This window comes from Klebsiella sp. 28, from assembly GCF_018223905.1.
GTDB lineage: Bacteria > Pseudomonadota > Gammaproteobacteria > Enterobacterales > Enterobacteriaceae > Klebsiella > Klebsiella pneumoniae.
This window is the reverse complement of sequence record NZ_JAGRQY010000089.1, coordinates 1-24,211: the sequence shown is the minus strand read 5'-3', so window position 1 is coordinate 24,211 and position 24,211 is coordinate 1. Positions and strand designations below refer to the sequence as shown.

22 protein-coding genes and 2 pseudogenes are annotated in these 24,211 nt (G+C 50.8%); all 24 read right to left on the bottom strand.

Translation table 11 applies throughout. The annotated features are described in order from the left end of the window. Positions 1 to 14: 14 nt before the first annotated feature. The gene (gene tssG, locus KHQ28_RS15530; RefSeq protein ID WP_032418601.1) at positions 15 to 1,097 is read right to left on the bottom strand and encodes a type VI secretion system baseplate subunit TssG; all 1,083 of its coding nucleotides are present in this window, start codon (positions 1,095 to 1,097) and stop codon (positions 15 to 17) included. Continuing rightward, positions 1,061 to 2,830: a type VI secretion system baseplate subunit TssF gene (gene tssF, locus KHQ28_RS15525; RefSeq protein ID WP_032418599.1), complete on the bottom strand. Its 1,770-nt coding sequence runs from the start codon at positions 2,828 to 2,830 to the stop codon at positions 1,061 to 1,063. The genes tssG and tssF overlap by 37 nt, the downstream gene beginning before the upstream one ends. Positions 2,831 to 2,863: 33 nt before the next feature. Further along, positions 2,864 to 4,471 (bottom strand): type VI secretion system protein TssA, encoded by a 1,608-nt coding sequence (gene tssA / locus KHQ28_RS15520; protein ID WP_032418597.1) that lies wholly within the window; start codon positions 4,469 to 4,471, stop codon positions 2,864 to 2,866. Between the two features lie 340 nt (positions 4,472 to 4,811). Further along, on the bottom strand, positions 4,812 to 4,961 hold the full coding sequence (locus KHQ28_RS15515) for a hypothetical protein (protein WP_153582916.1): 150 nt from the start codon (positions 4,959 to 4,961) through the stop codon (positions 4,812 to 4,814). Positions 4,962 to 4,963: 2 nt separating this feature from the next. Beyond that, the gene (locus KHQ28_RS15510) at positions 4,964 to 8,335 is read right to left on the bottom strand and encodes an ImcF-related family protein (RefSeq protein WP_032418595.1); all 3,372 of its coding nucleotides are present in this window, start codon (positions 8,333 to 8,335) and stop codon (positions 4,964 to 4,966) included. Then, positions 8,328 to 9,536 (bottom strand): membrane protein, encoded by a 1,209-nt coding sequence (locus tag KHQ28_RS15505; RefSeq protein WP_032418594.1) that lies wholly within the window; start codon positions 9,534 to 9,536, stop codon positions 8,328 to 8,330. Before KHQ28_RS15505 ends, KHQ28_RS15510 begins: the two co-directional genes overlap by 8 nt. A 2-nt stretch (positions 9,537 to 9,538) precedes the next feature. Continuing rightward, the gene (locus KHQ28_RS15500) at positions 9,539 to 9,802 is read right to left on the bottom strand and encodes a PAAR domain-containing protein (protein WP_032418592.1); all 264 of its coding nucleotides are present in this window, start codon (positions 9,800 to 9,802) and stop codon (positions 9,539 to 9,541) included. Positions 9,803 to 9,864: 62 nt separating this feature from the next. Then, positions 9,865 to 10,266 (bottom strand): lysozyme inhibitor LprI family protein, encoded by a 402-nt coding sequence (locus KHQ28_RS15495; RefSeq protein WP_071890414.1) that lies wholly within the window; start codon positions 10,264 to 10,266, stop codon positions 9,865 to 9,867. 86 nt (positions 10,267 to 10,352) lie between these two features. After that, the gene (locus tag KHQ28_RS15490) at positions 10,353 to 10,811 is read right to left on the bottom strand and encodes a hypothetical protein (RefSeq protein WP_123836169.1); all 459 of its coding nucleotides are present in this window, start codon (positions 10,809 to 10,811) and stop codon (positions 10,353 to 10,355) included. A 1-nt stretch (position 10,812) separates the two neighbouring features. After that, positions 10,813 to 11,061 (bottom strand): hypothetical protein, encoded by a 249-nt coding sequence (locus KHQ28_RS29690; RefSeq protein ID WP_350028694.1) that lies wholly within the window; start codon positions 11,059 to 11,061, stop codon positions 10,813 to 10,815. A gap of 189 nt (positions 11,062 to 11,250) precedes the next feature. Next, positions 11,251 to 11,694 (bottom strand): hypothetical protein, encoded by a 444-nt coding sequence (locus KHQ28_RS15485; protein WP_123836168.1) that lies wholly within the window; start codon positions 11,692 to 11,694, stop codon positions 11,251 to 11,253. A gap of 263 nt (positions 11,695 to 11,957) precedes the next feature. Next, positions 11,958 to 12,440: a hypothetical protein gene (locus tag KHQ28_RS15480; protein ID WP_123836167.1), complete on the bottom strand. Its 483-nt coding sequence runs from the start codon at positions 12,438 to 12,440 to the stop codon at positions 11,958 to 11,960. Positions 12,441 to 12,504: 64 nt separating this feature from the next. Further along, entirely contained in the window at positions 12,505 to 13,122 is a 618-nt protein-coding gene (locus KHQ28_RS15475) for a hypothetical protein (protein ID WP_032418591.1), read from the bottom strand. Next, complete coding sequence (locus KHQ28_RS15470) at positions 13,119 to 15,842, bottom strand: hypothetical protein (RefSeq protein ID WP_223175065.1); 2,724 nt, start codon at positions 15,840 to 15,842, stop codon at positions 13,119 to 13,121. The genes KHQ28_RS15475 and KHQ28_RS15470 overlap by 4 nt, the downstream gene beginning before the upstream one ends. Beyond that, a complete protein-coding gene (locus KHQ28_RS15465) occupies positions 15,843 to 16,313 on the bottom strand; it encodes a DUF3828 domain-containing protein (protein WP_032418589.1) in 471 nt (156 codons plus the stop codon). A 73-nt stretch (positions 16,314 to 16,386) separates the two neighbouring features. Beyond that, positions 16,387 to 16,533, bottom strand: a complete 147-nt coding sequence (locus KHQ28_RS29240; RefSeq protein ID WP_322968824.1) for a hypothetical protein — start codon at positions 16,531 to 16,533, stop codon at positions 16,387 to 16,389. Continuing rightward, positions 16,530 to 16,931 (bottom strand): hypothetical protein, encoded by a 402-nt coding sequence (locus tag KHQ28_RS15460; protein WP_223168855.1) that lies wholly within the window; start codon positions 16,929 to 16,931, stop codon positions 16,530 to 16,532. The genes KHQ28_RS29240 and KHQ28_RS15460 overlap by 4 nt, the downstream gene beginning before the upstream one ends. Positions 16,932 to 16,937: 6 nt before the next feature. Continuing rightward, positions 16,938 to 19,295: a type VI secretion system Vgr family protein gene (locus KHQ28_RS15455; RefSeq protein WP_055314441.1), complete on the bottom strand. Its 2,358-nt coding sequence runs from the start codon at positions 19,293 to 19,295 to the stop codon at positions 16,938 to 16,940. Between the two features lie 37 nt (positions 19,296 to 19,332). Continuing rightward, positions 19,333 to 19,503: pseudogene (locus tag KHQ28_RS15450) on the bottom strand (type VI secretion system protein VasG); the annotation flags it as partial. 212 nt (positions 19,504 to 19,715) lie between these two features. Continuing rightward, positions 19,716 to 20,207: a type VI secretion system effector Hcp gene (hcp, locus tag KHQ28_RS15445; protein WP_025368035.1), complete on the bottom strand. Its 492-nt coding sequence runs from the start codon at positions 20,205 to 20,207 to the stop codon at positions 19,716 to 19,718. Positions 20,208 to 20,209: 2 nt separating this feature from the next. Continuing rightward, positions 20,210 to 21,886 (bottom strand): OmpA family protein, encoded by a 1,677-nt coding sequence (locus tag KHQ28_RS15440; protein WP_032415285.1) that lies wholly within the window; start codon positions 21,884 to 21,886, stop codon positions 20,210 to 20,212. Beyond that, positions 21,886 to 22,575: a type VI secretion system protein TssL, short form gene (gene tssL / locus KHQ28_RS15435; RefSeq protein WP_025368033.1), complete on the bottom strand. Its 690-nt coding sequence runs from the start codon at positions 22,573 to 22,575 to the stop codon at positions 21,886 to 21,888. The genes KHQ28_RS15440 and tssL overlap by 1 nt, the downstream gene beginning before the upstream one ends. Then, entirely contained in the window at positions 22,572 to 23,921 is a 1,350-nt protein-coding gene (gene tssK / locus KHQ28_RS15430; protein ID WP_025368032.1) for a type VI secretion system baseplate subunit TssK, read from the bottom strand. Before tssK ends, tssL begins: the two co-directional genes overlap by 4 nt. 11 nt (positions 23,922 to 23,932) lie before the next feature. Continuing rightward, a pseudogene (locus tag KHQ28_RS15425) lies at positions 23,933 to 24,211 on the bottom strand (type VI secretion system contractile sheath large subunit); the annotation flags it as partial.

The following is a 24,211-nucleotide window of genomic DNA, read 5'->3' as shown; positions in this document are numbered from 1 at the left end:
GAGGGAATACGTGATTAGTCGAAGCGGTAATGCCCGTCTTCAGCAGGAGGTAAAACAGAGCATTGCAACCCTTCATAGCAGCCCAGGCTGACGGTCAGACTCTCCCTGTTATTGCTGAGTTTTCCTGCTTTCAGCCCCAGCAAACCGGTTCGGCCCAGCTGAATACGCCTGCCTTTGCCAACGCGAGGCTCAGGCAATAACCGCACGGGTACCGTGAGGCGCAGTCGGGCGTCACTGCGGTAGCCAAGATAGACGCGCAGCAGGACCAGCAAATCGGTATGGAGGACAGCACCGGGTAACCAGCCTTCCGCTTCGCCCGGATCTTCCGTTTCCAGCGTCACCAGTACCCGACTGCATGCTTCCCTGGCCGTTTTACCCAGCGTGGCCCGCTGCGAAAGACGGATGCGGTTTTTGGCCCCCAGCCCACTGCGGTTATCAATATGGACCTTAACCGGATCGGGTTCGGTGATAATTGCCCGGGTATTCGGTGCCAACAGGCTCACCAGGGCCCGGATACCTTCGGCATTACGGGTGGGTAATCGCATGGTGCCCAGCAGGGCCAGAAAACGGGAAACCGGCGTTGCCACCCGTTCCGCTGTGCCTGGTATACCGAGTCCCACCAGTCCCAGCAGACACTGTGATGTGGCATCACGGCCACCGGCCTCGAAGGTCGCCGGATACGCGTATTTTCGCCAGATCCGGTAATACTGAGTGGTGATCCGGTGGCTGAAAATGTCCAGGAATGAGGTAACCGCCTCGTGTCCTTCGCGGCGCTGCGCAATATCGTCCAGCCAGGACGTCGGCAGAGGCGAGTCCACGCCATACACCCCTAGAAATGTCGTGCGAACCGTTGGGGGTAATGTCGGATGGTCTTCGTCAGTCTCCACTGCTTTCAGGGTACTGACCGGGAAACCCATACCAGGCCAGGGTCTGAATCGTACCGGATCATCGCCCGGATGGCTGGTGGTGCCCAGTTTCGGCGCGTCCGGATTTTCCTGTTCCAGCAACTGGCAGAAACGATAAAAATTGGCCCGCCAGATATCTTTGTTAAGGGCCAGCGTCAGCCCGGTACGTGCTGGCTGTGATTCTCGCGCCATCTCAGTCGTTTCCCTGTCGGTTGCAGTACCAGCGTGAGCTGGTTAAAGAGGTGAATATCGGCATAGAGCGCGAAGAACCGATGCAGCATCTCCCCAAAGAGGTTTACATCACCCTCGCCTGCAAAATTGTCCATATTCAGCGTGACCTCAATGTCCACGCCCCGGAGCATAAAACCCTTCTCAAAACGGCGGAGCAGGGTGTGCTTCACAGCGACGATTGCTTCAAGCCGACGGCGGTTCATTTCATCGTCGGTCCAGTCATACAGCGCCAGCGTGCCCCGCAGTACCTCCGGATTGTCCATCATGCTCAGAAAGTTTGAACCAAGGTGGCTCATCACCCGCCAGTGAAAACGATCGTTTGCCGGGGGATATAGTGGCATCGTCGGTGCTGTGACGTTCAGTACTCTGACGGGCACCTTGCCGGTTTTGACCACCCTGTCCAGCAGGGTACTTTCCAGTGCCTTACGCGGAAGCTGACCGTTGGTCCCGGTTATTCGCATCGAGAGAGACTCCGGTTTATCGGACAACTGCTCCAGTTCGAACGAGCGTCCCCCGAGAATTAACCAGGTGTCATACAGGCCAGAGGGACCGCGTTTCACGCGGGTATGGAAATAACGCTCAGGGGCATCGTGGCGCATCATACCGCCCCGGTGGCGGAAGCTGGTGAATGGCACATAGGGGTGTTTGCCATTCTTCACCGCGCCATGGATGTTATCGACGCTATAAATCTCGGTGTGTCCATCCTGAAGACGCAGCGGCCTGAGCAGGTATTCGTTTTCCAGCGGGTTAAGCGTCAGCGGGTCGGCTTCCAGGGTAAAGAGATTGATGACCGGCGCACAGTGCAGCCGGAAGTTTTCTGTCTCAAAAGGCAGATCGGATGACCATGCTTCACTGAGCACAATGTCGATTTCAAACCAGGTGCTGGCCGCAGTGAGCCCGATGGTGTCGAGACCGCGCAGCTCAACAAACATAAACTTCGGACGGAAGCTGAAATACTCCAGCAGCAGCTGGTAACCACTGAAGGCGGTATCGGCTTTCTTCCACAGGCCGTCATTGTCGTCAAAGCCCATGGGTTTGCACCAGCCATCAAACTGATGACGTTCAGTATGCGTCCCGGCATGACGCGCATATATGGCATGTACACGCCGGGTCATTGCCAGATGCAGCGCTGAACTGACAGGACTCTCTGCGTTAAGGAATATGGCGACCTTGTCGATCCCGGCTTTACGCCAGTCCACTTTTTCAGGGCATTCGAAGCGCAGGCGGATAGCAGAGCGGCCATCGGTTTCCGTGTGCAGGCTGGCGTCCGCAAGGTGCAGCGGTTGTAGCGGCACATCGCGGGTCGTCCGGTACTGACAGGCGGTTTTATGCGGCCCGACAGGACGTGACAGAACGGAAAAGCCTTCAGCCAGCATTTCGGCCTGACGCAGACTACGCCAGTCAGGCGAGAACTCGACGATGGCCAGCGACGGGATAGTCCGCATATAGTGCGGCCACAGCAGACTCACCAGCCCTTCGGTCAGTTCCGGCAGATCATCATCCAGCTTTTCACGCAAACGGCCCATCAGGAAGGCAAAGCCTTCGAACAGGCGTTCCACATAAGGATCGCGGGCGCCGGGTTTATCCAGATTAAGCATCGCTGCACGATCCGGATGAGCCCGGGCAAACTCTTTACCGGCTTCACGCAGGTAGCGCATCTCTGCTTCGTAATAGCGCAGGGTTAAATCATCCATGAACGGCATTCCTGGAAATTATTAAAGAGAACATTAGCCACAGAGCACCATGGCACGGGCCGGGTCAATGGCAATAAGTCCGGCAAGTAAGGACTCCATCTCAGGCATCAAACGGGCTTTATCAGATTCGCTGCGACCAGCTTTCATACGTAACAGGTTCAGTCGACGGGCCTGGACTTCAAACAACAGATCGGGTTCCCAGTCTCCCAGCGTCAGCTGTGGCGCACAGGTAGTTAGTTCGCCAAGCAGATGAAGCGCCATATCGTTTCGTCCATATTGCTCTGCCACCCGGGCCATTAGCAGGCGTATCAGCCAGCGATGGCGTGGTGTGTCTATCCCCGGTCGGGACTGGAGCCAGGTAAGCGCCGCTTCGGGACCATCCGTGTCGCCCTTTTCCATGGCTTCCGACTCAAGGAGCAGCACATCATCAGCCTGACCATTAACGACGGTAGCGAGTTCATTGTCGTATATCAGGCCTTCTTCATTCACTTTTTCCGCAATCCAGGCGGTGGTGACTTCGTCAGCAAAGGGGGTACCGTCATTCCATGCCAGCCCTTCAAGGCCCGGGAGGCGTTTAAGCAGCAGCCGCAGATCGAACAGGACGGAGTCTGTCCAGGTATCCCAGGGCTGACCGGCATGGCTGAGCCCCTGCCAGAGATACCACTGAAGATCGAGCCAGAAATGGTTGACCCCTTCGCAATACATCTGGCTGGCCTGCTCAACCAGTTCGGTCCAGTTTTTCTGAATATAGAGCCGCTTAAGTTGAGCGCGATACTCGGGTTTCGGCGGTACCAGGCGGGTGCGGCCGCTACTGTCGAGAGGGGGGATCTGATCGACTGTATCCCACCGCACGGTCTTAATCAGCCGGTGAGAAGCCAGCCAACCCTGAGATTGTTCGCTCAGCCAGCGGGAAAGTAACTTTGCCTTGTCGAGTAAATCGCGGCCAGATTTCACGGCTGACAGTTGCGGTGAATCCGAATGGGCTGGTTCATGCCCCTGCTCCTGAGCACTGCTGTTCTGGGGGACCAGCACTTCCATGCCACCCGAACGTGCCAGGCGGTTTTCAAGAGCGGTACAAAGGCCTGCAAAAGACGGTTTCTCGGCTTCCGGCCAGTCTGCCACTGTGGATGCAAGCAGGCTTATAGCGCCAGCCGTCAGACCGGCATCATTACTGTCCACCTCGGGCCATAACAGCAGTGCATCAATCACTTTTGCACTGTTCAACCACTCCAGCGCAGCTTTCCGGGCGGCGGGGCGCCGGGGATGACAGGCCTGCCCGTAGCGGGTCAGCATCGCGACAAGAAGCAGTAAGCCCTCGGACAACCCTTTTTCACCGTCGCGGCTGAGTCGGGCCTGCACGTACCAGGTCACGACACGAATGTCTTTGGCGCATTCGCAAAGACACTTTTGGGCCAGTTGGCACAACAACGCTGAATCGGTACCTGAAAGCTTATTGATCTCTTCACGCATCAGCTGAAAATTATCATCGTATGCGGGATCGTCCCCGGTTTCAGGCCCGGAGGTGAACGGATGCAGCCAGTTATCCCAGAGCGACAGGGCATCATTTGCCCGGGAGGTGAGGCGCTGCCTTTCTTCCTGGCTGGTGGCGCAGGCGGTTAACAGATCTTCCGGTGAACTCATTCTTTTTCCCGTTTGTTAGTCTCTTTCATAAACCTCATGGTCGCTTCCAGAGAATCGTCGTCCTTACCATTGACGATTTGCGGTGGCTTCCATTTCAGCAGCATACTTTTCTCCTCCCCCTGAGTAGGTTTGCCCTTCCAGTCGCTTTGCCAGTGGGCTTTTCTGACATGGGGGCGCAGGCGCCGATGGGGTGTGGAGGGACTGCCCCCTGATGTACTGGCTTCCGGCGCTCGCGGTACCTGCCTGAGCGCGGAACCGGCCCGGGCGCCGACAAAAATCTGCACAGGCTTGTCAGGGTGGATGAGGCGTTGATGCTTTCCGACACGTCTGGGTTCGGGTCTCACAGGTTTCCCTGCTTGCCCCATTCACTGTTCTCAGAGCAGGGCCAGAACAGCACCGGCAGGACCGCGTTCCAGAATCCATGGATCCCCTCCTCCTGCTGACTGATGGCCGTGGAGACAGAAGCGGCAAGGGTGAACAATGCGCCCATCGTTACTGGATCGCTTCTGCGCCAGCGGCAACATTAAAAATAGCGTTGGGCAGCGTGAACCCCTGCAACTTCAGTAATTCAAGAGGACCACTGCCGAGTTCGCTACGCATCACAAACTTCAGAGGATTGCCATCCGGGGTGATCCATACCAGTTGCGTCCGGCTGGCATCAAGAGGAGTGAGCAGGGCTTTGTCCAGCAGGCGAATGAAGCCCCAGTTACCCTGGTGACTGGCGTAGAGTTGCATACCACTGTTTACACTACGCCAGCTCAACGATACGCCTGGATAGTAGCTATTCCCCGGCCAGGTGAAGCTTTGCCAGCTTTCCATCTGATTGAAGTAGTCCAGGTTCTGCTCATCGAGGGTCAATTGCACTCTGGCAACATCCTTTGAAGGACGCGCCATCAGTTCGAAGTGAATACCTGCATCGCCCTGAGAGAACACGATATCAGACAGCTCTGCCAGCTGATTAATCGCCCGGAGGAAATCCGGACTGACAACCATCCCCTGACTTGCGGAAGGATCAACGACCCAGCGATTTCCCTCCTGGTGGAGGATCCCGCCAAGATTAGTTTTCAGGAAGTTAGTAATTCGACCCGAGTCGCTACGCAGGAACTGAGCCAGTAACGGCAGGGAGGCATCGCTGCCGGTGGCCTTAAACGGATACCGCCCCGCAAAGGCCTTATTCCACTGTTCGACAATGGTCGATTGCCAGCGGCTATTGAGACTACCCGCTGCCGGGGCAAGGACCTGCCGCCAGGCCAGATCCAGCGGTTGCACAAACAACGACTGACCAAATCCGTTCCACTCCTGCCCCAGGCTTGCCGCAACCAGACTGCCGTAATCGCGGGTGTCCGTCAGGTCGATGGCTTTACCCTGGAATACGGTCTGTGCCAGCATCTGCGACATCGCTTGCGGATCCGGGGCGCTGGTGACCTGCTGAAGCTTCAGCCGCACCTGGGTAACGCGGGCCAGCCAGGACTGGAAACTGAGGTTACCGTTGCTACCCGTGCCCTCTTTACCTTCCATAAATCCCGTCAGTGGTCCAAAAACGTCCTCCAATGGACCTTTCGGCCCCTGCGCCTGCTCAATGAACTGTCGGGTATATTTTTTCCGACCAACCAGTTTTTTCGCTGAATCCACTATCGAATCAGCCAGTGCCTCACCCTTCTCTCCTGTTTTTCCCTGCCAGGCCAGCGTATTCATTAAGGCCACAAGCGGAGACTGACGGACATCGCCGATCAGACTGAGCTGGGCAATTGCTTCAGAAAGAGACGTGGCTTCTTGCCACTGAATGCTGTTGACCATGTTCAGCCAGGCATTACCAAAATCGGTAAAATACCGTTCTGTCAGGCGGGCCTTCAACGCCTCCGGGGAGATATCACTTCCTGCCTGGTGCGTTTTATCCGTCAGGACCCAGTCGATTTCATCACGTCGTGTCTTAACGACCTCGTTAATTGCATCCTGTACCTGCTCTTCCCAGGCCTGGCGCGTAAACATTCCTGGGACGATTTCGTCAGTGCTGAATACCGTTGAAGCATCGGTATCACCGGTCATATCAGCAAGTGTTAAATCAGGCCAGTTACTGGCCACGCGCTTAAGCATGTCCTGGTACAGTCCGGCCTCAGCGTTCCGCTGGCCAATCTGCTTGAGCAGGATCTGACGGACCGTACTGATTAATTCAGCGTCAGGCTTAATTTTCCATTCCGGATGTGTCGGGAGGTTCTGCGCATAAAAACCCAGTAATTTAGGGGCAATTTCCTGCCATGTCCCATCCGCCACATTCTGGCGTTTCGGCCAGGTTATTAGTACATTTTTCGCCAACCATCCTTCATCGGCTTTGTCCGGTCTGGTCATCATCAGGTAAGCTTTCAGGACATCGTAGGTCCGTTGCGTTCCCTGCATCCGGGCGTCACTGGCCGGAGGAAGTTGCACAAAGGCATTCAGTTGTTGTTTCAGATGATCTGCTGTGGCATCCCTCATCAGCTGTGCGTTGTTTTTCGCATACAGGGGCCAGAGTGCGGCCAGCGTGTCACTGTCCTGATTAAGACCAAATCGGGTGTACCACGGAGCGCCGGTAGCCTCATGATGTTGTAGACGGGCAATGGCTTGCTGGAGTACGAGCTGGCTGCGCAGGCGTTCAGCCAGTGGTTTTGCAGTATCCGCTGCCTGCCTGGCCGTCTCCTGCGCCTGATAAATCTGGGTACGGTTAACGACGAGGGACAGCAGTGTACCGGCCCCCCACAGGACTATCAGGGAAAGCAGGATTAACCGCAGCATCTTCAGCCAGTTGAAGCCCAGTTTCCTGCCTCTGACGGCATCGCTGTCATCAATGACGGCTTTCCAGGTCGGCGTGTCGAGGCGCGTGTTCGGCACCGTTCCGGCAACAGCCAGTTCAGGACTGAACATGACACCGCGTAAACGCCAGGCCGCAGATCCCTGCATCAGTCCGCTGAGCAAAACGGTCAGACTGGTTTTTAGTTCATGTCTCAGGCGGGAGGATAACTGCAGCAGGCCATCATGCGCCGGATTACTCAGTATCTGCGCCATACCGGCTTTTTGAAGGTGCTGAGACAGCGTAGTCAATGCCTTACCAGCCTCTTTTACGGTGCCTTCCGGCCCGAAGATGACCCCTGTCGCAGCCGTTTCCGCGTCCTGCTGAGCACCCGCTGCCTTATCAGTCAGCCACAGCCAGACAGGCGCCTGCCAGCCTAACAGGTGGTCGGCTTTCTGGCGGCAACGCAAGAAGGCATCCCGTTCGCTATCCGTCGGGAGGGCTGAGGTACTCATCACCTGAATGATGCCATCAACCGGCTGGCCAGATCGCAGACGCTTCAGTTTTGAAAGGAAGATCTCATCCGGAAGTGACTGCGCATCACCGCCATAAATCAGCACATTGCCGTCGCCTTCCTGCCAGAGGTCATGACACAGGCCCGGGGCCGCTTTCTGGACGTCATCCGGATTACCCATCACCAGCAGTAGACGCACCTTACGCTGCCAGCGGCGCCCATAGCGAAACCGCAGGTGCTCGGACACCGCCTCTTCGCTGAAGACAGGTTGTTCGTCGTCGTCTTCACTGGCGATGGTGTTCGTCACCGGAGCGGCAATCTGAGACTTTTTCTGTCCCCAGTGGAAATACAATCCGGATTTACCGGCGATGTCAAAAGCCTTCTCTGTCAGCCAGCCGAGTAAAAACAACGCGGCAACCAGTATGGCGCAAAATGTGAGTATGCGCTGGCCGTCATAGGGACCGAATCCCGTGGCCGAAGCTACGTTTTCCGGAAAGGCATATAACAAAAATGCCACGATGACCGTCATAAAAAAAGCGACAGTGACAACGGAGCCGATGAGTGTTTTGACTTTTACCTTAGTCATTCTTAGGCGTTTCCTTGCGAACTTCTTCTTTGGTGATGACAGCGATCCAGATGTCGTCCTTATCAGCGTCGGGTTGTGCGGCGATAACTTGGGGGCCTCGTTGTTCAACGTCAGCATTAGCAAGCGTGATGGCCAGCCATGGAGCAGCATGGCCGGTATATCCCACCACGGGATCGATACTGGAATTGTCTTCTGAAAGACTAAATTCCACTTCACTCTCTTCGCAGGCATTATTCCAGCCGCTGCCCGACGTCAATGTGGGACCGGAGATCCAGCTTCCTTTGAGTTCATTGGGCAGGGTCTTCGACCAGAGCAGCGCCCGAGTAAGTGTCTTTGTAAGCGTTGTTTCTGTTCCCCTTTCGGGGCGATGAAGGCGAAGCGCATCCGGCCAGGCATGGGCTTTGCGGTTGCTCAATACCACCATTGAGACAGCATCAGCATCTTCTTCCCGGGGAGACGCCGGTAACGACAGCGTGATGGCAACCAGAATGCCAGGGTTGTCCCATCGCTTGTCCAGCCAGGCATCAAACGCCCCCAGTCCTTTTCCGGCCATCAGGCGAAAAATCCTGCCCGTCTTGAGTGAGAGATCGGCTTTAAGCTGCTCTTCAAACAGGGGATACAGATCGTTATCACAATCCAGCACCAGCCAGCATGGCAGCTCGGGCGGAAGCGGCTTAACTATCCCCTCTACACGCGTAGTCAGTTTATTAACCGCTGCTTTCAGGGCCTTCGTTAAATCTGTCTGATATTCTGGTAATGCCGCGTATCTGACCGGTTTATCACATCCTCTTGGGTGAGAGAATTCGATAACAGGAGCTGCGACTTTCATTGCCTTCAGCAGGTCATCGGCTTTGTTTCCGGCCGGACTCTGAATATAAGTACCGAGGATCCAGGCGCAGCGTTGACCGCGCAGAATTTCACTGTCAATAAGCGCTTCTCGCTGGACATTTCGGGACTCGGCCCCCACCTGTTCGGCTTTGTAGGCAAACCGGCGTAAGCCGAAAATAAGCCCCCAGGTGCAAAATGGAAGACCCAGCGCGGTGAACCAGAAGACAAATCCGGTTCGCTCTGACGTCCAACACCATAGCGTGAGCGCTATGCCTGCCAGCATGACAAACGCGAGGAAGAGCAGCCAACGGCCGGTGCCGGGACGCGCTACCTTCGGAGCCTTTTCAGGGATGGCATCCAGCCAGACGGGCATAATCAGGCAACCTTTGCTGCGGCAAATGAACTGATCAATGTGCAACCACAGGCACATTTGTGGCCGTGAAAGGCAACCGGGATACCATGATCAAGGTAATCAGGGTTGCCTTCTACGATAGTTGTAGGACCATGTCCTGGAACCGGGCAGGACACTTTGTCGCCTTTACGGGCAACGCCAATACCGCCGAATTTCATCGTTTCTGAGGCGGTCAGTACTGAACCACCGTGGGTAGTTTTATCGCCTTTGCGGATAATCTGGAGCATTAATAAGGGTCTCTGTTAGTTAATAATTATCATTAGGTTAAAGTAACTAGCCTCCAGACATATTAATCCTGAATCTGTTCCAGTAAGTCATTTAACTCATTCACTCTTGAAATATTCATGTCCATACGGCATACGCTGTACATCGGCGAACCGATTATAAACCCTTGAACATCACACCAATTTTCACGTGATGCAATCCAGTTTTTTTGCGCCGTCTTGAATTTACTTGTAATGTCAGGCATTTCACGCGCTTTAATGATTTTGTATATTTTCTGGTAAACAATGTTCATGTCTTTCTTTGCGGCGTCTGATGCCTGGTCGGCACAACCCATTACAACAGAGTTATTTATATCTTGATTCATTCTGCGGCAATCAGTTTCAATCCTGGAATAGTCGTTTAGTGCAGCATGTGAAATACAAGGGAGTATTAGAAGTAAAGTCAGTGTTTTATTCTTAATCTTCATTTTATTTGAACACTCCAGTGGAGGCACTGGTAATTTAACTTACCTATAAGTGTCTGGTTCTACAATTTAAAAGACCCATTCTGGACTCAATGGCATGTAAATGCTTTTGAATATTTATTCTGTATCATACTCGTCACCATTCCATCGCAAGATATATTTAGGTCCGCAAAAAAAATATCCTTTAGCCCTTTGTGTGATTTTTTTGATGTTCCAATGGATGTACACATATATGCTGCATCTATTGATTTTCCATCATGCATTGTGATTTCGAATGTTAAAGTAGGAGAGTTGTCGAGATTAGACATACATTCCGATTGATCACAAGTGCCTGGTGGTGTTGAACTCAGAAACGTATACTCGATGATATCTTTTTTACCATCATCATTTAAGTCAGTAGTAACGCGACCTGTTTGCCCATCGACAAAGCCAGAGTTTTTCAGCTTACTTGCCGTTACCAGCATATCAATATCTTTGGTTTGAGAACATTGAGCATATGTTGCCGATGCCATTAAAATTAACATAGCCAAAGAGAGTTTTATGTTCATTTTAATAATTATCAACCGTCTTCATATAGGTTTTAATAAAATCATTTAGTTGCTCTACACCATCATATTCGCATTGGTTTTCTATCAAATCTGTGCGTTGACCTTCCATCGAGTTATATAAGCTGCATCGTTCAGAAATAGAATTCCGTTGACTATTATAAAACGCCATATCAATTGAATACTCCTTACCAGATTTGGTAATAATCTCTTTAACGGAGTCCTCTGTTTTTTTGTGCTGGTTTGTATGCAGTCGATCTTATCCGGATGAGATTGCATCGAGGAATTGCAAACTTGTGGTAATTTTGCAAATGATATTTTTCATAAATTCACCGAGCATTTTTTTAAAATCACTGCCTCAACTTTTGGAGGTAATTAATTTTACAACTGGGACAATGCTGACAAAACACAAAACACCGACCAGTGATTATAGGAAATGTAGCTATTTTAGCTTCGCTAGTTTGTTGTCTTTAAATACCCACACCTCAGATTTTTTAGAATCATTGATATCTTGAATATTAACAATGACTTTATCGCCGTCATTATTAATCATAACAGACCCCATGCAATAATCTATCGGCTTATGCACCTGGATTTTATTTTCAGAATCCAAGGAAATAATTCTGATTGCTCCTGCTTCACAAGCATTTCCCATTGGAGAGTCCTGGAATATCCATACTCCAGTCCAAGAATCAGCAAGGAGAGAGTAAGATGTCAAATAGGAAGGAGATTCATACTCACAGTCATGTTTCGAAACAATTTTATCATTAAAAGATATTTCACATTGGTTTCCGTTTTTTATTGAATGAACTGTGGGCAAGTCGAAACTGTTTGCCATACTATACATAGGTAAAAGTGTAACTATCAAACACAGAATTTTTCGCATGTTAACCTCGATATCCTTCTTCCACTCCTAATTTCAATTTCTCTCTTACTTTAAAGCCTGCTTCATATTTGGTTATTGCATTGTCTTTATTCAGTTCTAAGCCTTTATTGTCATTATAGCTTCTCCTTTCATCATACAGAATGTAACTGCTTCATTCGATGGGGTGGAATTTATGAATATCATCCCCTTGGTTTGTGTAAATTTCTTGAGTCCCTTTTTTAACCAAGATGCTAAAAGGAATGAGCTGCATGTCTTTACATTCTTCAATTTATAGCGAATTTGTAGTATTTATTGTTAGTGTCATCTCTACTGATATTGATACATTTTTCAGGTGCTGTAGCCAGTGCGTTCTTCTTAATGGCATCCGGAATAATATTAAAAGCCGTTTGTTCGTCACTTGACGGACCACTTGTATATCCAGTATTTTTTAAATCTGATAATTTAAGCCATCCATCAACTGAATCGCCATTTCTCTTGAAGTATGACGCAAACAAATAACCATTAAGTGTGGTGTATCCTGAAACAACATCACCATTAACTATAAATAAATCGCTAATCTTGCATCGTTTACTTGGTGCGCTATTGAAGTAAAGTCTGGTTTTCGATGCAATCCTAAATAAACTCTTAGAATGATCTACATATGCTTGCTCATTCTCGGCTGTTTTGGACATAATGGAACAAAAATCGTTAGCAAAGGAATGGTAACAAAAACAATATAATAAGCTGGACAGCATGATTTTAACCATTTCAATCCTCTGCTTTTCATCCGGTTACCGTTTAATATAGAAAATAACTTTGAAGAATAATTATTTAGTTTTTAATGGCCTCTGGAGAAAATTTCTGTATGCGGCTAGAATCCACCCATGAAGAGTATACCACTCCGTTTTTTGCTTGATATTTAACATACGAGGCGCTCCCTGATTTTCTTTCAACTTCCACATATTCCCCTGGTAAGATAAACACACCGGTTTCTGGAGTTGATAATTTATCATCTTTATAAAACTGTAATCTGGAATCACCATTGACTTTGTAAATCACTTTTTTGTTTAGGCAACTGAAGTATACTGACGCGTATCTATTATCAAACTTTAATTGTTCTGGATTATCTGGATCAATAGTAACATCCTCCAAATTGAATTTAACGTAATCATATTTCATCCATAAAAGAAAGCCTTCACCTGGAGTGTCAGTTGACTGCATCTTATTGAATTGAACTTTAGCAGTTATATCATTACCACTGATACTGTCAACATCTGCTTTAATGAGCCCCCTATCCACTTTCAACTCTTTTATCAAATTTGCATTACTGGAGGCCACTATTTTATTTAAGAATTGTGAGCATCTATCAAAATCATCATCAGTAACACTAGAAAATGCTGAGATAGAGTAAGTCAATAAAACAAAAGGAAGTGCTTTAAATATGATCATGATTTTACCTCAGAAAATTCATTAGTGAATCTGGGTTTGATCGCCCCACATTCTTCTCTATATAGTTTTTGTGCTGAGTCTTGGGTTGAGTACCATCGGGCATAGTTTCCGCCGTGCTTATTAATATAGTACACAATATATTCCATCGAACTCTCAACAGAATCGAATACTACAAATTGCTTTGGCTTATCTGTGACTTGGGAATTCCCTCCCTGCCCACTTAACCCTCTTCCTTCTTTTTTACTCCAAATCCCAGTCGGTTGATATTCTGGATGTTGCGAGAAAAAGTCAGAACTCCATCCGTATGCTGGTGGAGCACCATGTACCTCCATACCAGGAGCACCACAATGTTGATATTGACCAGAAGTAAAGTGTTTGGTCTCGATACGAAACATTCTTTCAACTATTACAGACATGTTTTTACCGTATTTATTATATATTTTACATAAAGCTTCTTTCCCATCCTGTACAGTGAAAAGTCCCGATTGTCGCTTTTTCACGCTAATCATTGTCCCTAAAAACATTATTGGATGCATATGCCATAATGAAGGGCCAAGCTTCTCCGTTGTTAAGTCTGGCATCCACGCCATCTTATCAAGGAAATCTTCGCTGTATTTCTTCCATTCCGGAGCGTCTTTCTTAAGCGCATTCAGGAATGGTTGCCAGATAACATCGTCTTTTTTGAAGTACCAGTCGCTGGGATGTTTTACGATTGTTTTCTGAACGACGTCACGATAGTCGGGATTATGAAGTGCTCTCCAGTACTCCATTGGAGAATAACGGTCACTTCCGCTGTCAATTTTATCCAGCAGGCGCTGATAATTATGCTTCACGAGAGCATGACTGGTTCGCGGATCATTGGTCGCGGCCTGGTAAAGCGAATCGATAAGGTTACGGAAGAATCCAGTGGGCTGGTTTTTTCCATCCAGGTAATCAAAGCTGGCTGGTTCTGCGGTTTCAGTTCTGAAGCCCAGCTTTGCCAGATCATACTGCGACAAAAGTTGAGGTTCCGCCTGGCCTTTAGGGACGTAAGCATTTTCTGGTCGCAGCTGCCAGTATTCCTGTCTGGTCGACTTATCGACTTCCGTTTGCACCTGTTTCAGTGGCAGGATCCCGATCCTGGTCGTCACTCTCGTATCCTTCGTGAATGTACCGGTTGCAACATCCTTTTTGTACAGCGCCAGCCCAGGAGAATACTTCAACCAGAGCGGGTTTTTCTCCCCCACCTTTTCCGGGTTGGTCAGGAATTTTTCAAGGTTATCATCCATGCTGGTACATTCAATATGCACCTGATATCTCGCCTCATATCCCCCATCCTTTGGGGCCTGATAGTAGCCCATATGACCAACAGGATCACCGGCAGTGATGGCCCAGGGCGTCGGGCACACAACCTGGTCAAATTTCATAACCTCTTTGGCCGGAGGCATAAGCCTGCGCCACCATGACGGACCAGCGCCGGGGGCGGGTTTAATATTATTATTATCCACTACCACCCAGTAACGTTTACCGGGGATAAGTGAGGTACTGACCTTTTTCTTAGCATCTGTATGACCATCAGCATCAGGTAAACTTTTCAACGTCACAAGACCATACCGGCGCTGGTTATACCCCACCGCGTTAAGACTGGCATCAGAGGAGTCCCATTCAACGCGTGCCCTCACAGGCATATACCCTGCAATCTGAGGCTGAAGTTGTTCAGAAGTCAGTTTTGCCGTGAGCCAGTCCATTTCGGAAAACGCTTTAAGCGTATCCTGTGTAATCCACTGATTTTCCGATTCTGACTCATAAGCAGAATACGGAGCCAGGTGCATATACAGGGTGTAGAAATGCAGCCCGCTGGATTTCGTTTCACCCGGTTGAATGTAGTGTTTCACCAGAACAAAAGAGCCGGAAAAATTCAGCGGACCAGATTCCCATGCAACCGTCTGATAATCCTTGCAGATACGATAAGCAACCACTTCGCCGTCAGCCATGCATCGGATTGCCTGCTCACCTTTAAAGGGAACCGGGAAATCTATCGCTTCAAGTGGAGACTTACCACTAAGCGCACACCACGGCGTCGTGGCTTCGGTGATATGGATCCCGCCATGCCACATCCCGCTACGGCCAATCATATACTGCCCGGTGGATTCCCCCCTGACATGAGAGAGGATCTCTTCCTGATTATTGAACTCACTTCCCCGGTTATTAGAAGGGATCGGCCAGACAATTTTAATTTTTCCTTTTTGGGTAGCCGTGGCGTACTGCTCTGATGTGGTATTATCGCCATAACGATAAAGTGTATAGGGTATGTTTTGATCACGATATATCTGGGCAGGATAGAACCCCCTTTCCTGGACAAAATCAGATACCCAGTGTGTACCATTAAACATCGCCATATGACCATGCACATGGTGTGGTGCTGCCTGGATTACGACAACATCCCCCACTTGCTGACCAGAAATTGTGAATACACCGCCAGTACACACTGTTGTAGCGCCACCCACAACTTTAAAGTTATTTTCAAGCAGCCATGGGCCATAATTTTTAGTTGATTCAATTCCTGAATTTTTTGCAGATGCCCCTCCAGCGATTAATGCTTTTTTAACATAGCGGGCACATTTTGACTCGCCATATTTAAGCTTTTTATCTATGCCATTTTTAAAATTTTCAGCGTTAATTTTCGCTCTGGCCAGGGCTTGAGTATTTAAAACACTAACTGCTACATTCTTGTCCAGCATTTATTCTCCCCCCTCTGCTTGTCGAGGACAATAAATACTACTATGAGATATGGGCTTAACAGAATCCATTAACCATTTCCCTTTTTCTTTAACCAGGTTAACGGCATACAGGGATACACCCTTACCATATCCTAATGTTAGCTTCACTTGTGCGACCTGGTCATTCTCTGAAACAGTTTCCACATTAATGCTGTCTTTCCATTCTTCACAAATATCCTGAGCATCGACAAAATAATCAGCACCCGATTCATCATTATCCCGCAGACTTCTGAGATGCTCAGTTGTATATTCAAAAATAGCTTTTTGAGTTAGTTTATCAGCTGATTCCATATCAGGCATTTCAGACGCAACAAGGTAATCGTGATAAAAATTTGCAACAATTTCCCGAGGCATTGAACTATCGTCTGCTGAAGCTGAGGCTATATTGGCCACGCAGAATAAGCAGCAAGCAAAAACAATCTTCTTCAACATGAACGTCTCTCCGTAGATATGTTGGTATTTGTATAAGTAATCGAGGTGAGAAATTTAGAAAATGACCACGTTCTTATTGTTCCGTTACGCTGGTGATTTTCCACTTCCCATCAATTCTTTCTAGCACAACATTAAGTTTAACTTTAGGCTCGGAACCTACTCCTAAAATAATGTTGATTGAAGAGTCATTCTCTTTCTGATATACATCAACGGTAGTTATGCTTGCTTTCCATGAAGGATAAACATCTTGTGATTTTGTAAAATAATCAACATCAGTATCAACCCAAGCACCATGACAGTTACAAATATAACGCCCTTTAAACTGCTTGCATTCGCGCTTTTGTGAACATTTTCTTCGAGTTCTTCTGCCGACACTGAATCATCAGAATCATAATTACACATCATTGAGTCGTTAATGCTTTTCATTAACTCATCAGAAACATATTGGCTGACAAATCGACTGTTGTCCGATGATTCTTCTTTCAAATATGACTTATAAAAATTGTACACGATGCTTTCTGGGCTTGTTTGCTCAGATGCCTGTGTAAAATTTGATAAACAAAGCAAAAATGCAAATAAAAACACATTACGCATATGAGGAATTAATGGATCCATCATCAGCCCTTAGTCATTGAAAGATTTGCTGCTGATTTTGCTTTCCTGAGTGATATCCGTCAGGCTGAAATTGGGTGTTTCGTTGGGGAGATTTGCGCCCGATCCTGGTACCAGATAGTCAGACGTCTTCATAATGAACTCAACTGATGAGCCATGTTCAATGCCGTTCTTACTCAGCCTCAGGTAAGACCCGCCACCATTAAGCGTCAGTGTTTCCGGGGTGCTGATAATAATTTCATCTTCACTGCTGGTCACCGTCAGCTGTTTTTCAGAAAACAGGGCCATCGTGTTGTGTTGAGCCTGAATCTCGATGTCTCCCTGATTGGCGACCAGCTTCGCCCCGCCTTTATGCACAAACATACCCAGGGCTTTTTCAACCGTTACAGAAACATTTTTCATCGCACCGATATCAAGATGCTGACCGGCATTGATCATGGTGTTGCGGGTACTGCTGAGCTGAAGGTGTTCGCCTGAGGTCAGTGCCACCCCCTGCGGCGCACTCCCCAGCAGGACCGCAGACTGGAGGTCTTTGATTTTGTCGGTCACAAAATTTATCTGGGTATTGATGTCGCAGATCAGGGCCCCGGCCGCTTCGGCGGCGCTGTTCAGGGCCTGCATCTGGCTGTTCGCCTGGTTAATCTGATTAATGGCAGGGGCCATTTCCAGTACCGGCCCCTGGGCTTTGGCCTGGGCATCCGCCGTCAGGAACAGCCCTTTTGCCGCACGTACTGCGCCATACTCATCCGTTCGCAGTTCAAAACCGGCCCCGCGCTTTTCACGCTGGCTGTTGACCAGATGCCCCATGTTCAGCTGCGTTTTGCCATATTCCGTTGCGAGCTTGATATGCTCTTCCTGGCGCTTATCCTCCATCCGTAGCTTATTGTTCGCCGGAGTGCGCCACACGTTCCGCGTATGGTTGTCACTGGTGACGTGGTCCGGGTGTTCTGAATCATGCAGGGCATAAGCGATGTAGGGACGATCCGGGTCTCCGCCGTCAAAAACGACGGCCACTTCCGTTCCGTCGATAAGCGGTGAGTGGAATCCGTACGTATCACCGGCATAGGGTTTCGCCAGCCGCAGCCACAGATACGCATAACCCTGTTCGGCACTGTTGCGGTCAAAGTCCAGTTTTACCCGGTAGCGCCCGTCCGGATCGAGCCAGGAACAGGTGTCGCCTTTCTGTGTGCTTTCCACCCGTGCCGGAAGCGAGCCGGATATCACCGGGCGACTGAGCAGTGCCGGGCGCCAGCAGACAGTTTCGCTGTAGGGGATCCCCTCAAACGTCAGAGAAAAACTACTTTTACGTGAACCGCTGGAACGCACCGTGGTGATGACGATACCTTCCCTGACGGCATCGGGTAACGTGCCGTCCGTTTCCAGTACCTGACCGGGAGCCAGATGAGGGCTGGAGGAATGCCCGGTGACGTGATACTGGGCGTTCAGAATGCGTTCGTGACGCAGACGGGCGAAGTATGCCCCGGACTCTGCGCTTTCAGCGTCACCTGCTGTCAGGAAGGGTTCCGCGTAATGGTAGGTTTCCCCGGTGGTGATCCCCTCCTTGCTGAAAATGCTTTCGGCACTGTCCTGAGGTTGTAGCGCTTCACGGTAGTTGTAGTCCCGGGTGGCCACACCCCCGCTTACCACATTGTATGCCGTCTGAATATCCCAGATACTCTCCTGTCCGCTGTCACTCATCCCGGCCTGGTTGCGCAGTGGCAGCGTGACGCCAAATTCATACTGCTGCTGGCTGTCCTGAAAAATCACCACGTCCTGTTCAAGTCGGCTGTCCATTTCATAGCGCCAGTAAATGCCGACCTCTGCCAGCAGGCGCTGGATAAACTCAAGGTCAGTTTCCCGCCACTGGGTGATGAGCTCCCGGGAGGGGTATTCGCGGGAGAGCCGGAACTCAAAATCAGGCCCCTCCAGACCGTGTTTACGCAGCACCTGTTCAACCACTTCAGTGACTGACTGATTGAGATAGATTTCACTCCCTTTCGTATAGTCCAGAAGGGCGATGCGGGGAACGATCGTCATAGCATAACGGGTATCGTCATTTGACGTGGATATCCGGCGAAACGACTCCACCACGCCAAATACCGTCCGGACCGGCAGCGCCGGTATCCCGTCAAACACCGGGGTCTGGAAGGTAAATGACGCTGGTTTCAGCAGTAACGTGTCACAGGCAATATCCGCAGAGGAGCAGGTGACCGCCACGTCATACCGCCAGGGCTGGCTGAGGGATTCCACCGCGCTGTAACGCAGAACATCCAGGAAATCGCTGCATTCATGCACAGCAACCCGGTAGCGGGACAGGCTCAGGGCTTCATCCATCGCCTTCTGCGCCAGGCTGCTTAAGCTATCAATCATAGTTCTTCTCCCTTTCAGGATACCACTAATCGTCAATTATGTTGCGGGCACCGGTATCCGGCAGCAAAGACGCCATCGTCAGCATATCGATGCGACGTTCGCCAATGTGAGTAGAAATGCCGTAGTGGCGTTGTAGACGCGTGCTCATCTGTGCCAGATTCATGCCAACAATGGTGCACATGGCATGCATTGTCAGCGGGCGCTGTAAGGGTTAAGACGGCGTAACAAGATGGCGGGATTTTCCATGAGATTCTCTCTTTAGCAGTTCGCAGACACGCTACCGCCCGTCGCTGTTTCCTTTTGATAAGGAGTCCAAAGCGCATCAGGTCAGGCAGGCAGATTGTGTTTTTCTTTGCTCAACGCCCGTGAAACAGACGCTCAGCAAAAAGAGCGGACAGAGAGGACCTGCCCGCCAGGTTCTTACGCCGTAGTGCGTTCGTTCCAGGAATCGGAATGAATGATGTTGCCGTCTTTGTAGGTCCAGGTGATTTTTTCGTAGCGCAGTTCGATCCGCTCAAGATGGTTGTGCTTCTCGAAAGAAGGATCTTTGACGTCGTGCATCACTGGATTCACTTTTACCACTTTCACGTTTTCCAGCTTCGTGTTGAAGTACTCCACTTCCTGACCCGCGTCGTTGATTTTGTACCACTTGAACTCAGCAGATTTCAGGGTCTGGCCGGTGGTCACCGCCTTGTACAGGTACGGGCTGGAAGAGTCGATTTCTTTGGTAAACAGGAACGGCGTGTGAATACGGGTTCCAGTCAGCTTGCCGGTGTTGTTATCGGTCGGGATGTACAGATTATGCTCCTGCGCCACCACCTCAATGCTGCCCTCACGGTCCTTCACGTCCACGGAACCTTTAATGTCCGCGCCACCGTCGTCTTTCAGCCACAGATAAACTGGGATTGCCATGTTTACTTCTCCATTTCTCGAGTTGAAACGTCACCTACATCCTGTGACGCATGTTTTGCGCCTGGCAGACGACAGGCGTCAGCCTGCGGTACCAGACTGATCTCGACACGCCGGTTATGCGCACGGCCATCAGGCGTGTCGTTTGATGCAATCGGTCGACTGTCGCCGTAACCCTGCACGGCAAAGCAACTTTCCGGTACGTCCCCGGTATCACGCATCCAGTTACGGACGGCCTCAGCTCTTTGCAAAGACAAGGTCTGATTTAGCTGAACGCTGCCGGTATTGTCTGTATGACCGCTGACCACGATTAGCCAGCCTGGTCTGGCTTTAATCCCTACCAGTGCATTAACGAGTATTTTGGTTGAGCCGTCTTTGAGTACCGATTTGCCGGAGTCAAACAGTGACATGCTGTCGAGTCGTACAATTTTCGGTACCGGTTTCGGTTCAGGGGCGGGTGGCGGTGTCCAGGTATCGATAGCCTGCTGCAAGGCCAGCCACAGACGTTGTCCCGGGTAATAACCCAGGCTATAACGTAAAGGCTCTCCCTGACGCTGCCAGCGTTCAAGCAGGAGCGCATCCTGTTTCAGTGCAACCAGTGATTCTGCTTTAGGGGGGTAGTGATTCATTGGAATAGCATTCCAGCGCTGTAAATGGGTACTGACATGACGGATAAGATCACGATTATTGAGGGCGGAGATGCCCAACGCCGTCAGAACGCACAGCCATATCAGCAAAACCAGAAGACGGGTACGTTTGCCTCCCTGTACCGGCGAGGCAAACGGTGCCAGAAGTGGCAAAACCGCATCCGGGAACAGACTTGTCGATGACTGCCCGGGAGCTCGGGAAAACTGCAAGCAGGTACGGGAATAGAGCCAACCGGCCCAGACAGACCGAGTCTCTGGGCTGACTACTCCGAGCCGCATGATCACGGAAAATGCACGCACCGGCGGCGTTAAGCGGTCAGGTTTATCCAGCTCATCAGCCAACGTATTACGGATAAAGGAAAATGCCTGGCTGACTGCCGGCAGCGCCAGGATATTGGCGTCCGTCTGCTGCCAGTCAATGAATGCCTGCGGTGAATCATTAAGGGGACATACCATCGGCTTGTCACCCCGGACGATTATCCATGGCGTTTCAGGCCCGGATAATTCAGCGTTCAACACAACCGGCAGTGTGATACCCGTCAGGGATTTAATCTGTTTACACTGCTGGCGGAGCGTTTTCAGTGCGGAACGAAGTACGGCTTCATCCTGATGATGGTCTGGCAGGCAACGGTACATTACCGAGAGCTGACCGACCTGGCGCGGAAACTGCGTCTGTATGCTGCGGACAACGTCAGCTAACCGGCTGACGTCGCCGACCCGTAGCCACCATCCCTGGGCTGTTTTACGCAGAGGGCTTCCCTGAAACAACGCATCCAGCATGTCGCCACACACCAGTACAACGGGGCCCTCAGCGTCGAGTAATGGCAGTTCAGCCGCCGGGAGGTAAGCGTCGGGTACGGGCTCCTCATGTCGACAGTTTTTGAACACATACCAGCCTGCCAGAAGGAGGATCAGCAAAGTGGACAGGCCTTTAAATACGTTGCCTGTCGGAATGAAATACCACAGCAACCACAGTAGCGCGGCTACAGCTGCTAAAGTGTGTAGGCCTACCGAAATGATGACTTTTCTGCGCATTAGCCATGCAGCTCCGGTATTTGTGCTGACAACAGCGCCTGAAGCCACAGATGGCCACCCCACCAGATAATCCCGGTCAGAATGACGGCCAGCACTATCCAGAACCAGACCGAGCGCATCAGACTCCAGCGATGTTTCCCTATCCGGTAAACAACCAGCGACAGGCCAGCATCAGGTGGAGAAACTCGCTCAGAAAGGGCTTTCACTACCTCATCCCGCTGTGACTGGCTGACCGCTTTCAGGCTGTATAATCCCTGAAAGCCCAACGCTATCACCCGGTGATAGCAGGTTAAAACGGCCGGGTTCGGTGAGGGCTGACGCAGAACCTCTGCAATCCGATCCCATAGTGCTTCACCTGCCCGAAGTGAGCCAAAAAAACGGGCCTGAAGCGGTGCTTTACGCCAGACCATCTGGCCTTCATCTACTTTCGGCTCCTCTCCTCCTTCGCTTTTTTCGGGCTTACGGCTCATCACCGTTTCGTCCAGCAAGGCACATTGTGCGTAGGAAATATGTTCCACACTGGCATCGTCATAACCGGCACGCTCCAGCGCTTCCCGCACACTTTCAACTTGTTTAACGCATGCGTTGTAAAGCGCAGAGCCATTAAGCGTGATGGCGCCTTTCTTAAGCATGGTGACGGTGAGCCAGGTCTCCGTCATTAGCTGGTCGATATCGATATCCTGTCTCATGAGCGCAATACCGCAAACAGTTCAAGTTCCAAAGCACCAAGTAACTCAGGCACATAGAACATACATACCCCCTGCTCCAGCATTTCATGCGCAGCAGGGCTTTCTATATCAAGTGCGAAGTACTGGTTTTCCATGCGTACAGGCAACGCTGCCGGGACTCTGCTCACCGGTATCAACGGGATCCCCTTGAGCGCAGCACCATAGATTTCGCGGACATCATCAGGTGAACCTGCCTGACAGAGTGCAGGAAATTTCTCGGCGACCTGCCAGGCCGGGATATCCGAGCGTACAGAGAGATAGAGATCGGCCTCTTCACGCAGACGGATATCGTGGAGGTTGGCCTTCCAGGTCTGTCCGTCCGGACGGGTCATTTCCAGAGCAATGACTCGGGATGGCAGACTTGCCTCAAGCAAACCCGTTATCAGGTCAAACAGCGGAGGAAACGCCTTAGCTGGCTCCTCGTGGTCATAACCCGGTATGGCGTCCAGATCATGGTCCAGGGAAAAGGTCAGCATACTGCCTGCCAGACGAGCGAGCTCAGCCCATACTTGTTCAGGTGGACGTGAAGGAAAACGTTCGTATTCTGCTAGCACTGTGGCGTGAGAATTCAGTGCATTCAGCAACCAGAAAAGGGAAACATCAGCGACGGCAAAATCGGCAAGCCTTTCGTTGCTTTCTCGGCGCATCGTCATCAAACGCTGGCGTCGGGAGCGTAACTGGCGGTTAAGCAACATCAGACGTTCGTGAAGAACCGGGCTTGCTCCAAATGACGCTACTGGAGGAATAAAAGATAGATCCTGTCGCCACGCATTTTGTCCATCCCGAATCAGTCTTGCGACCGGACACACTTTCCAGGAATCATTGCTTTCATGGGCAAACCGGATGGTGAAATTAAACCGGGCAACTGCTATAGATTCTTCTTCAGAGCCAAAGGCATCCTGCAATGTTACCCACTCTTCTCTATAGCGAAGCGGCCGTTCTGAACTGACGCCCTCCTGTTCAACGTTGCTTATGCCAGGCTGCATATGCGGCAATGCAATGACTACAGTTACCGCATCACGACCTGTCAGCTGGCTGGCATCTAACTCACGCGGCGCCGGAGGCAAATCGCTCCTTTGCGCATCAATTAATGAACCATCTTCCAGCCAAAGGCGTAACTGCGTAATCTGGATCAGGCCGGACGAAAGAAGACTGTCATTAAACTCAATTTTTTCCACGCCCCAGGGGAATGGGGATGCCAGCGCTGATGCACCGGCACTGCGGAAAGACTCCCATTCAGTCTGCTGCTGGAACTGTTGAGGAGATAGTAAAGCCCCCTCGTTCCATAGTGGACGATAAATTTTCATCCCGTCCTGCCTTATGCTTTTGCTTTGGGCATCTGGCTAACCAGCGACAGATTGACGTCCATCCCCTCGACCTGGAAGTGCGGCACCGCGTACAGCTTCACGCGGAAGAAGCCCGGGTTATCCTCGATATCTTCCACCACCACGCTGGCATCGCGCAGCGGATGGGAGGCCTGCAGCTCGTCGCCGGGGTCGGTCATTTCGGTCACCAGGCTCCGCACCCAGGTGTTCAGCTCCAGCTCCAGCAGACGCCGGTCCTTGGTGGTGCCGATATTCTCGCGCTGGATCATCTT

Excerpts from the sequence above, each read along its gene's own strand:
- tssG (WP_032418601.1), bottom strand. The coding sequence starts at position 1,097 with ATGGCGCGAGAATCACAGCCAGCACGTACCGGGCTGACGCTGGCCCTT.
- tssF (WP_032418599.1), bottom strand. The coding sequence starts at position 2,830 with ATGGATGATTTAACCCTGCGCTATTACGAAGCAGAGATGCGCTACCTG.
- tssA (WP_032418597.1), bottom strand. The coding sequence starts at position 4,471 with ATGAGTTCACCGGAAGATCTGTTAACCGCCTGCGCCACCAGCCAGGAA.
- KHQ28_RS15515 (WP_153582916.1), bottom strand. The coding sequence starts at position 4,961 with ATGGGCGCATTGTTCACCCTTGCCGCTTCTGTCTCCACGGCCATCAGT.
- KHQ28_RS15510 (WP_032418595.1), bottom strand. The coding sequence starts at position 8,335 with ATGACTAAGGTAAAAGTCAAAACACTCATCGGCTCCGTTGTCACTGTC.
- KHQ28_RS15505 (WP_032418594.1), bottom strand. The coding sequence starts at position 9,536 with ATGCCCGTCTGGCTGGATGCCATCCCTGAAAAGGCTCCGAAGGTAGCG.
- KHQ28_RS15500 (WP_032418592.1), bottom strand. The coding sequence starts at position 9,802 with ATGCTCCAGATTATCCGCAAAGGCGATAAAACTACCCACGGTGGTTCA.
- KHQ28_RS15495 (WP_071890414.1), bottom strand. The coding sequence starts at position 10,266 with ATGAAGATTAAGAATAAAACACTGACTTTACTTCTAATACTCCCTTGT.
- KHQ28_RS15490 (WP_123836169.1), bottom strand. The coding sequence starts at position 10,811 with ATGAACATAAAACTCTCTTTGGCTATGTTAATTTTAATGGCATCGGCA.
- KHQ28_RS15485 (WP_123836168.1), bottom strand. The coding sequence starts at position 11,694 with ATGCGAAAAATTCTGTGTTTGATAGTTACACTTTTACCTATGTATAGT.
- KHQ28_RS15480 (WP_123836167.1), bottom strand. The coding sequence starts at position 12,440 with ATGGTTAAAATCATGCTGTCCAGCTTATTATATTGTTTTTGTTACCAT.
- KHQ28_RS15475 (WP_032418591.1), bottom strand. The coding sequence starts at position 13,122 with ATGATCATATTTAAAGCACTTCCTTTTGTTTTATTGACTTACTCTATC.
- KHQ28_RS15470 (WP_223175065.1), bottom strand. The coding sequence starts at position 15,842 with ATGCTGGACAAGAATGTAGCAGTTAGTGTTTTAAATACTCAAGCCCTG.
- KHQ28_RS15465 (WP_032418589.1), bottom strand. The coding sequence starts at position 16,313 with ATGTTGAAGAAGATTGTTTTTGCTTGCTGCTTATTCTGCGTGGCCAAT.
- KHQ28_RS15460 (WP_223168855.1), bottom strand. The coding sequence starts at position 16,931 with ATGATGGATCCATTAATTCCTCATATGCGTAATGTGTTTTTATTTGCA.
- KHQ28_RS15455 (WP_055314441.1), bottom strand. The coding sequence starts at position 19,295 with ATGATTGATAGCTTAAGCAGCCTGGCGCAGAAGGCGATGGATGAAGCC.
- hcp (WP_025368035.1), bottom strand. The coding sequence starts at position 20,207 with ATGGCAATCCCAGTTTATCTGTGGCTGAAAGACGACGGTGGCGCGGAC.
- KHQ28_RS15440 (WP_032415285.1), bottom strand. The coding sequence starts at position 21,886 with ATGCGCAGAAAAGTCATCATTTCGGTAGGCCTACACACTTTAGCAGCT.
- tssL (WP_025368033.1), bottom strand. The coding sequence starts at position 22,575 with ATGAGACAGGATATCGATATCGACCAGCTAATGACGGAGACCTGGCTC.
- tssK (WP_025368032.1), bottom strand. The coding sequence starts at position 23,921 with ATGAAAATTTATCGTCCACTATGGAACGAGGGGGCTTTACTATCTCCT.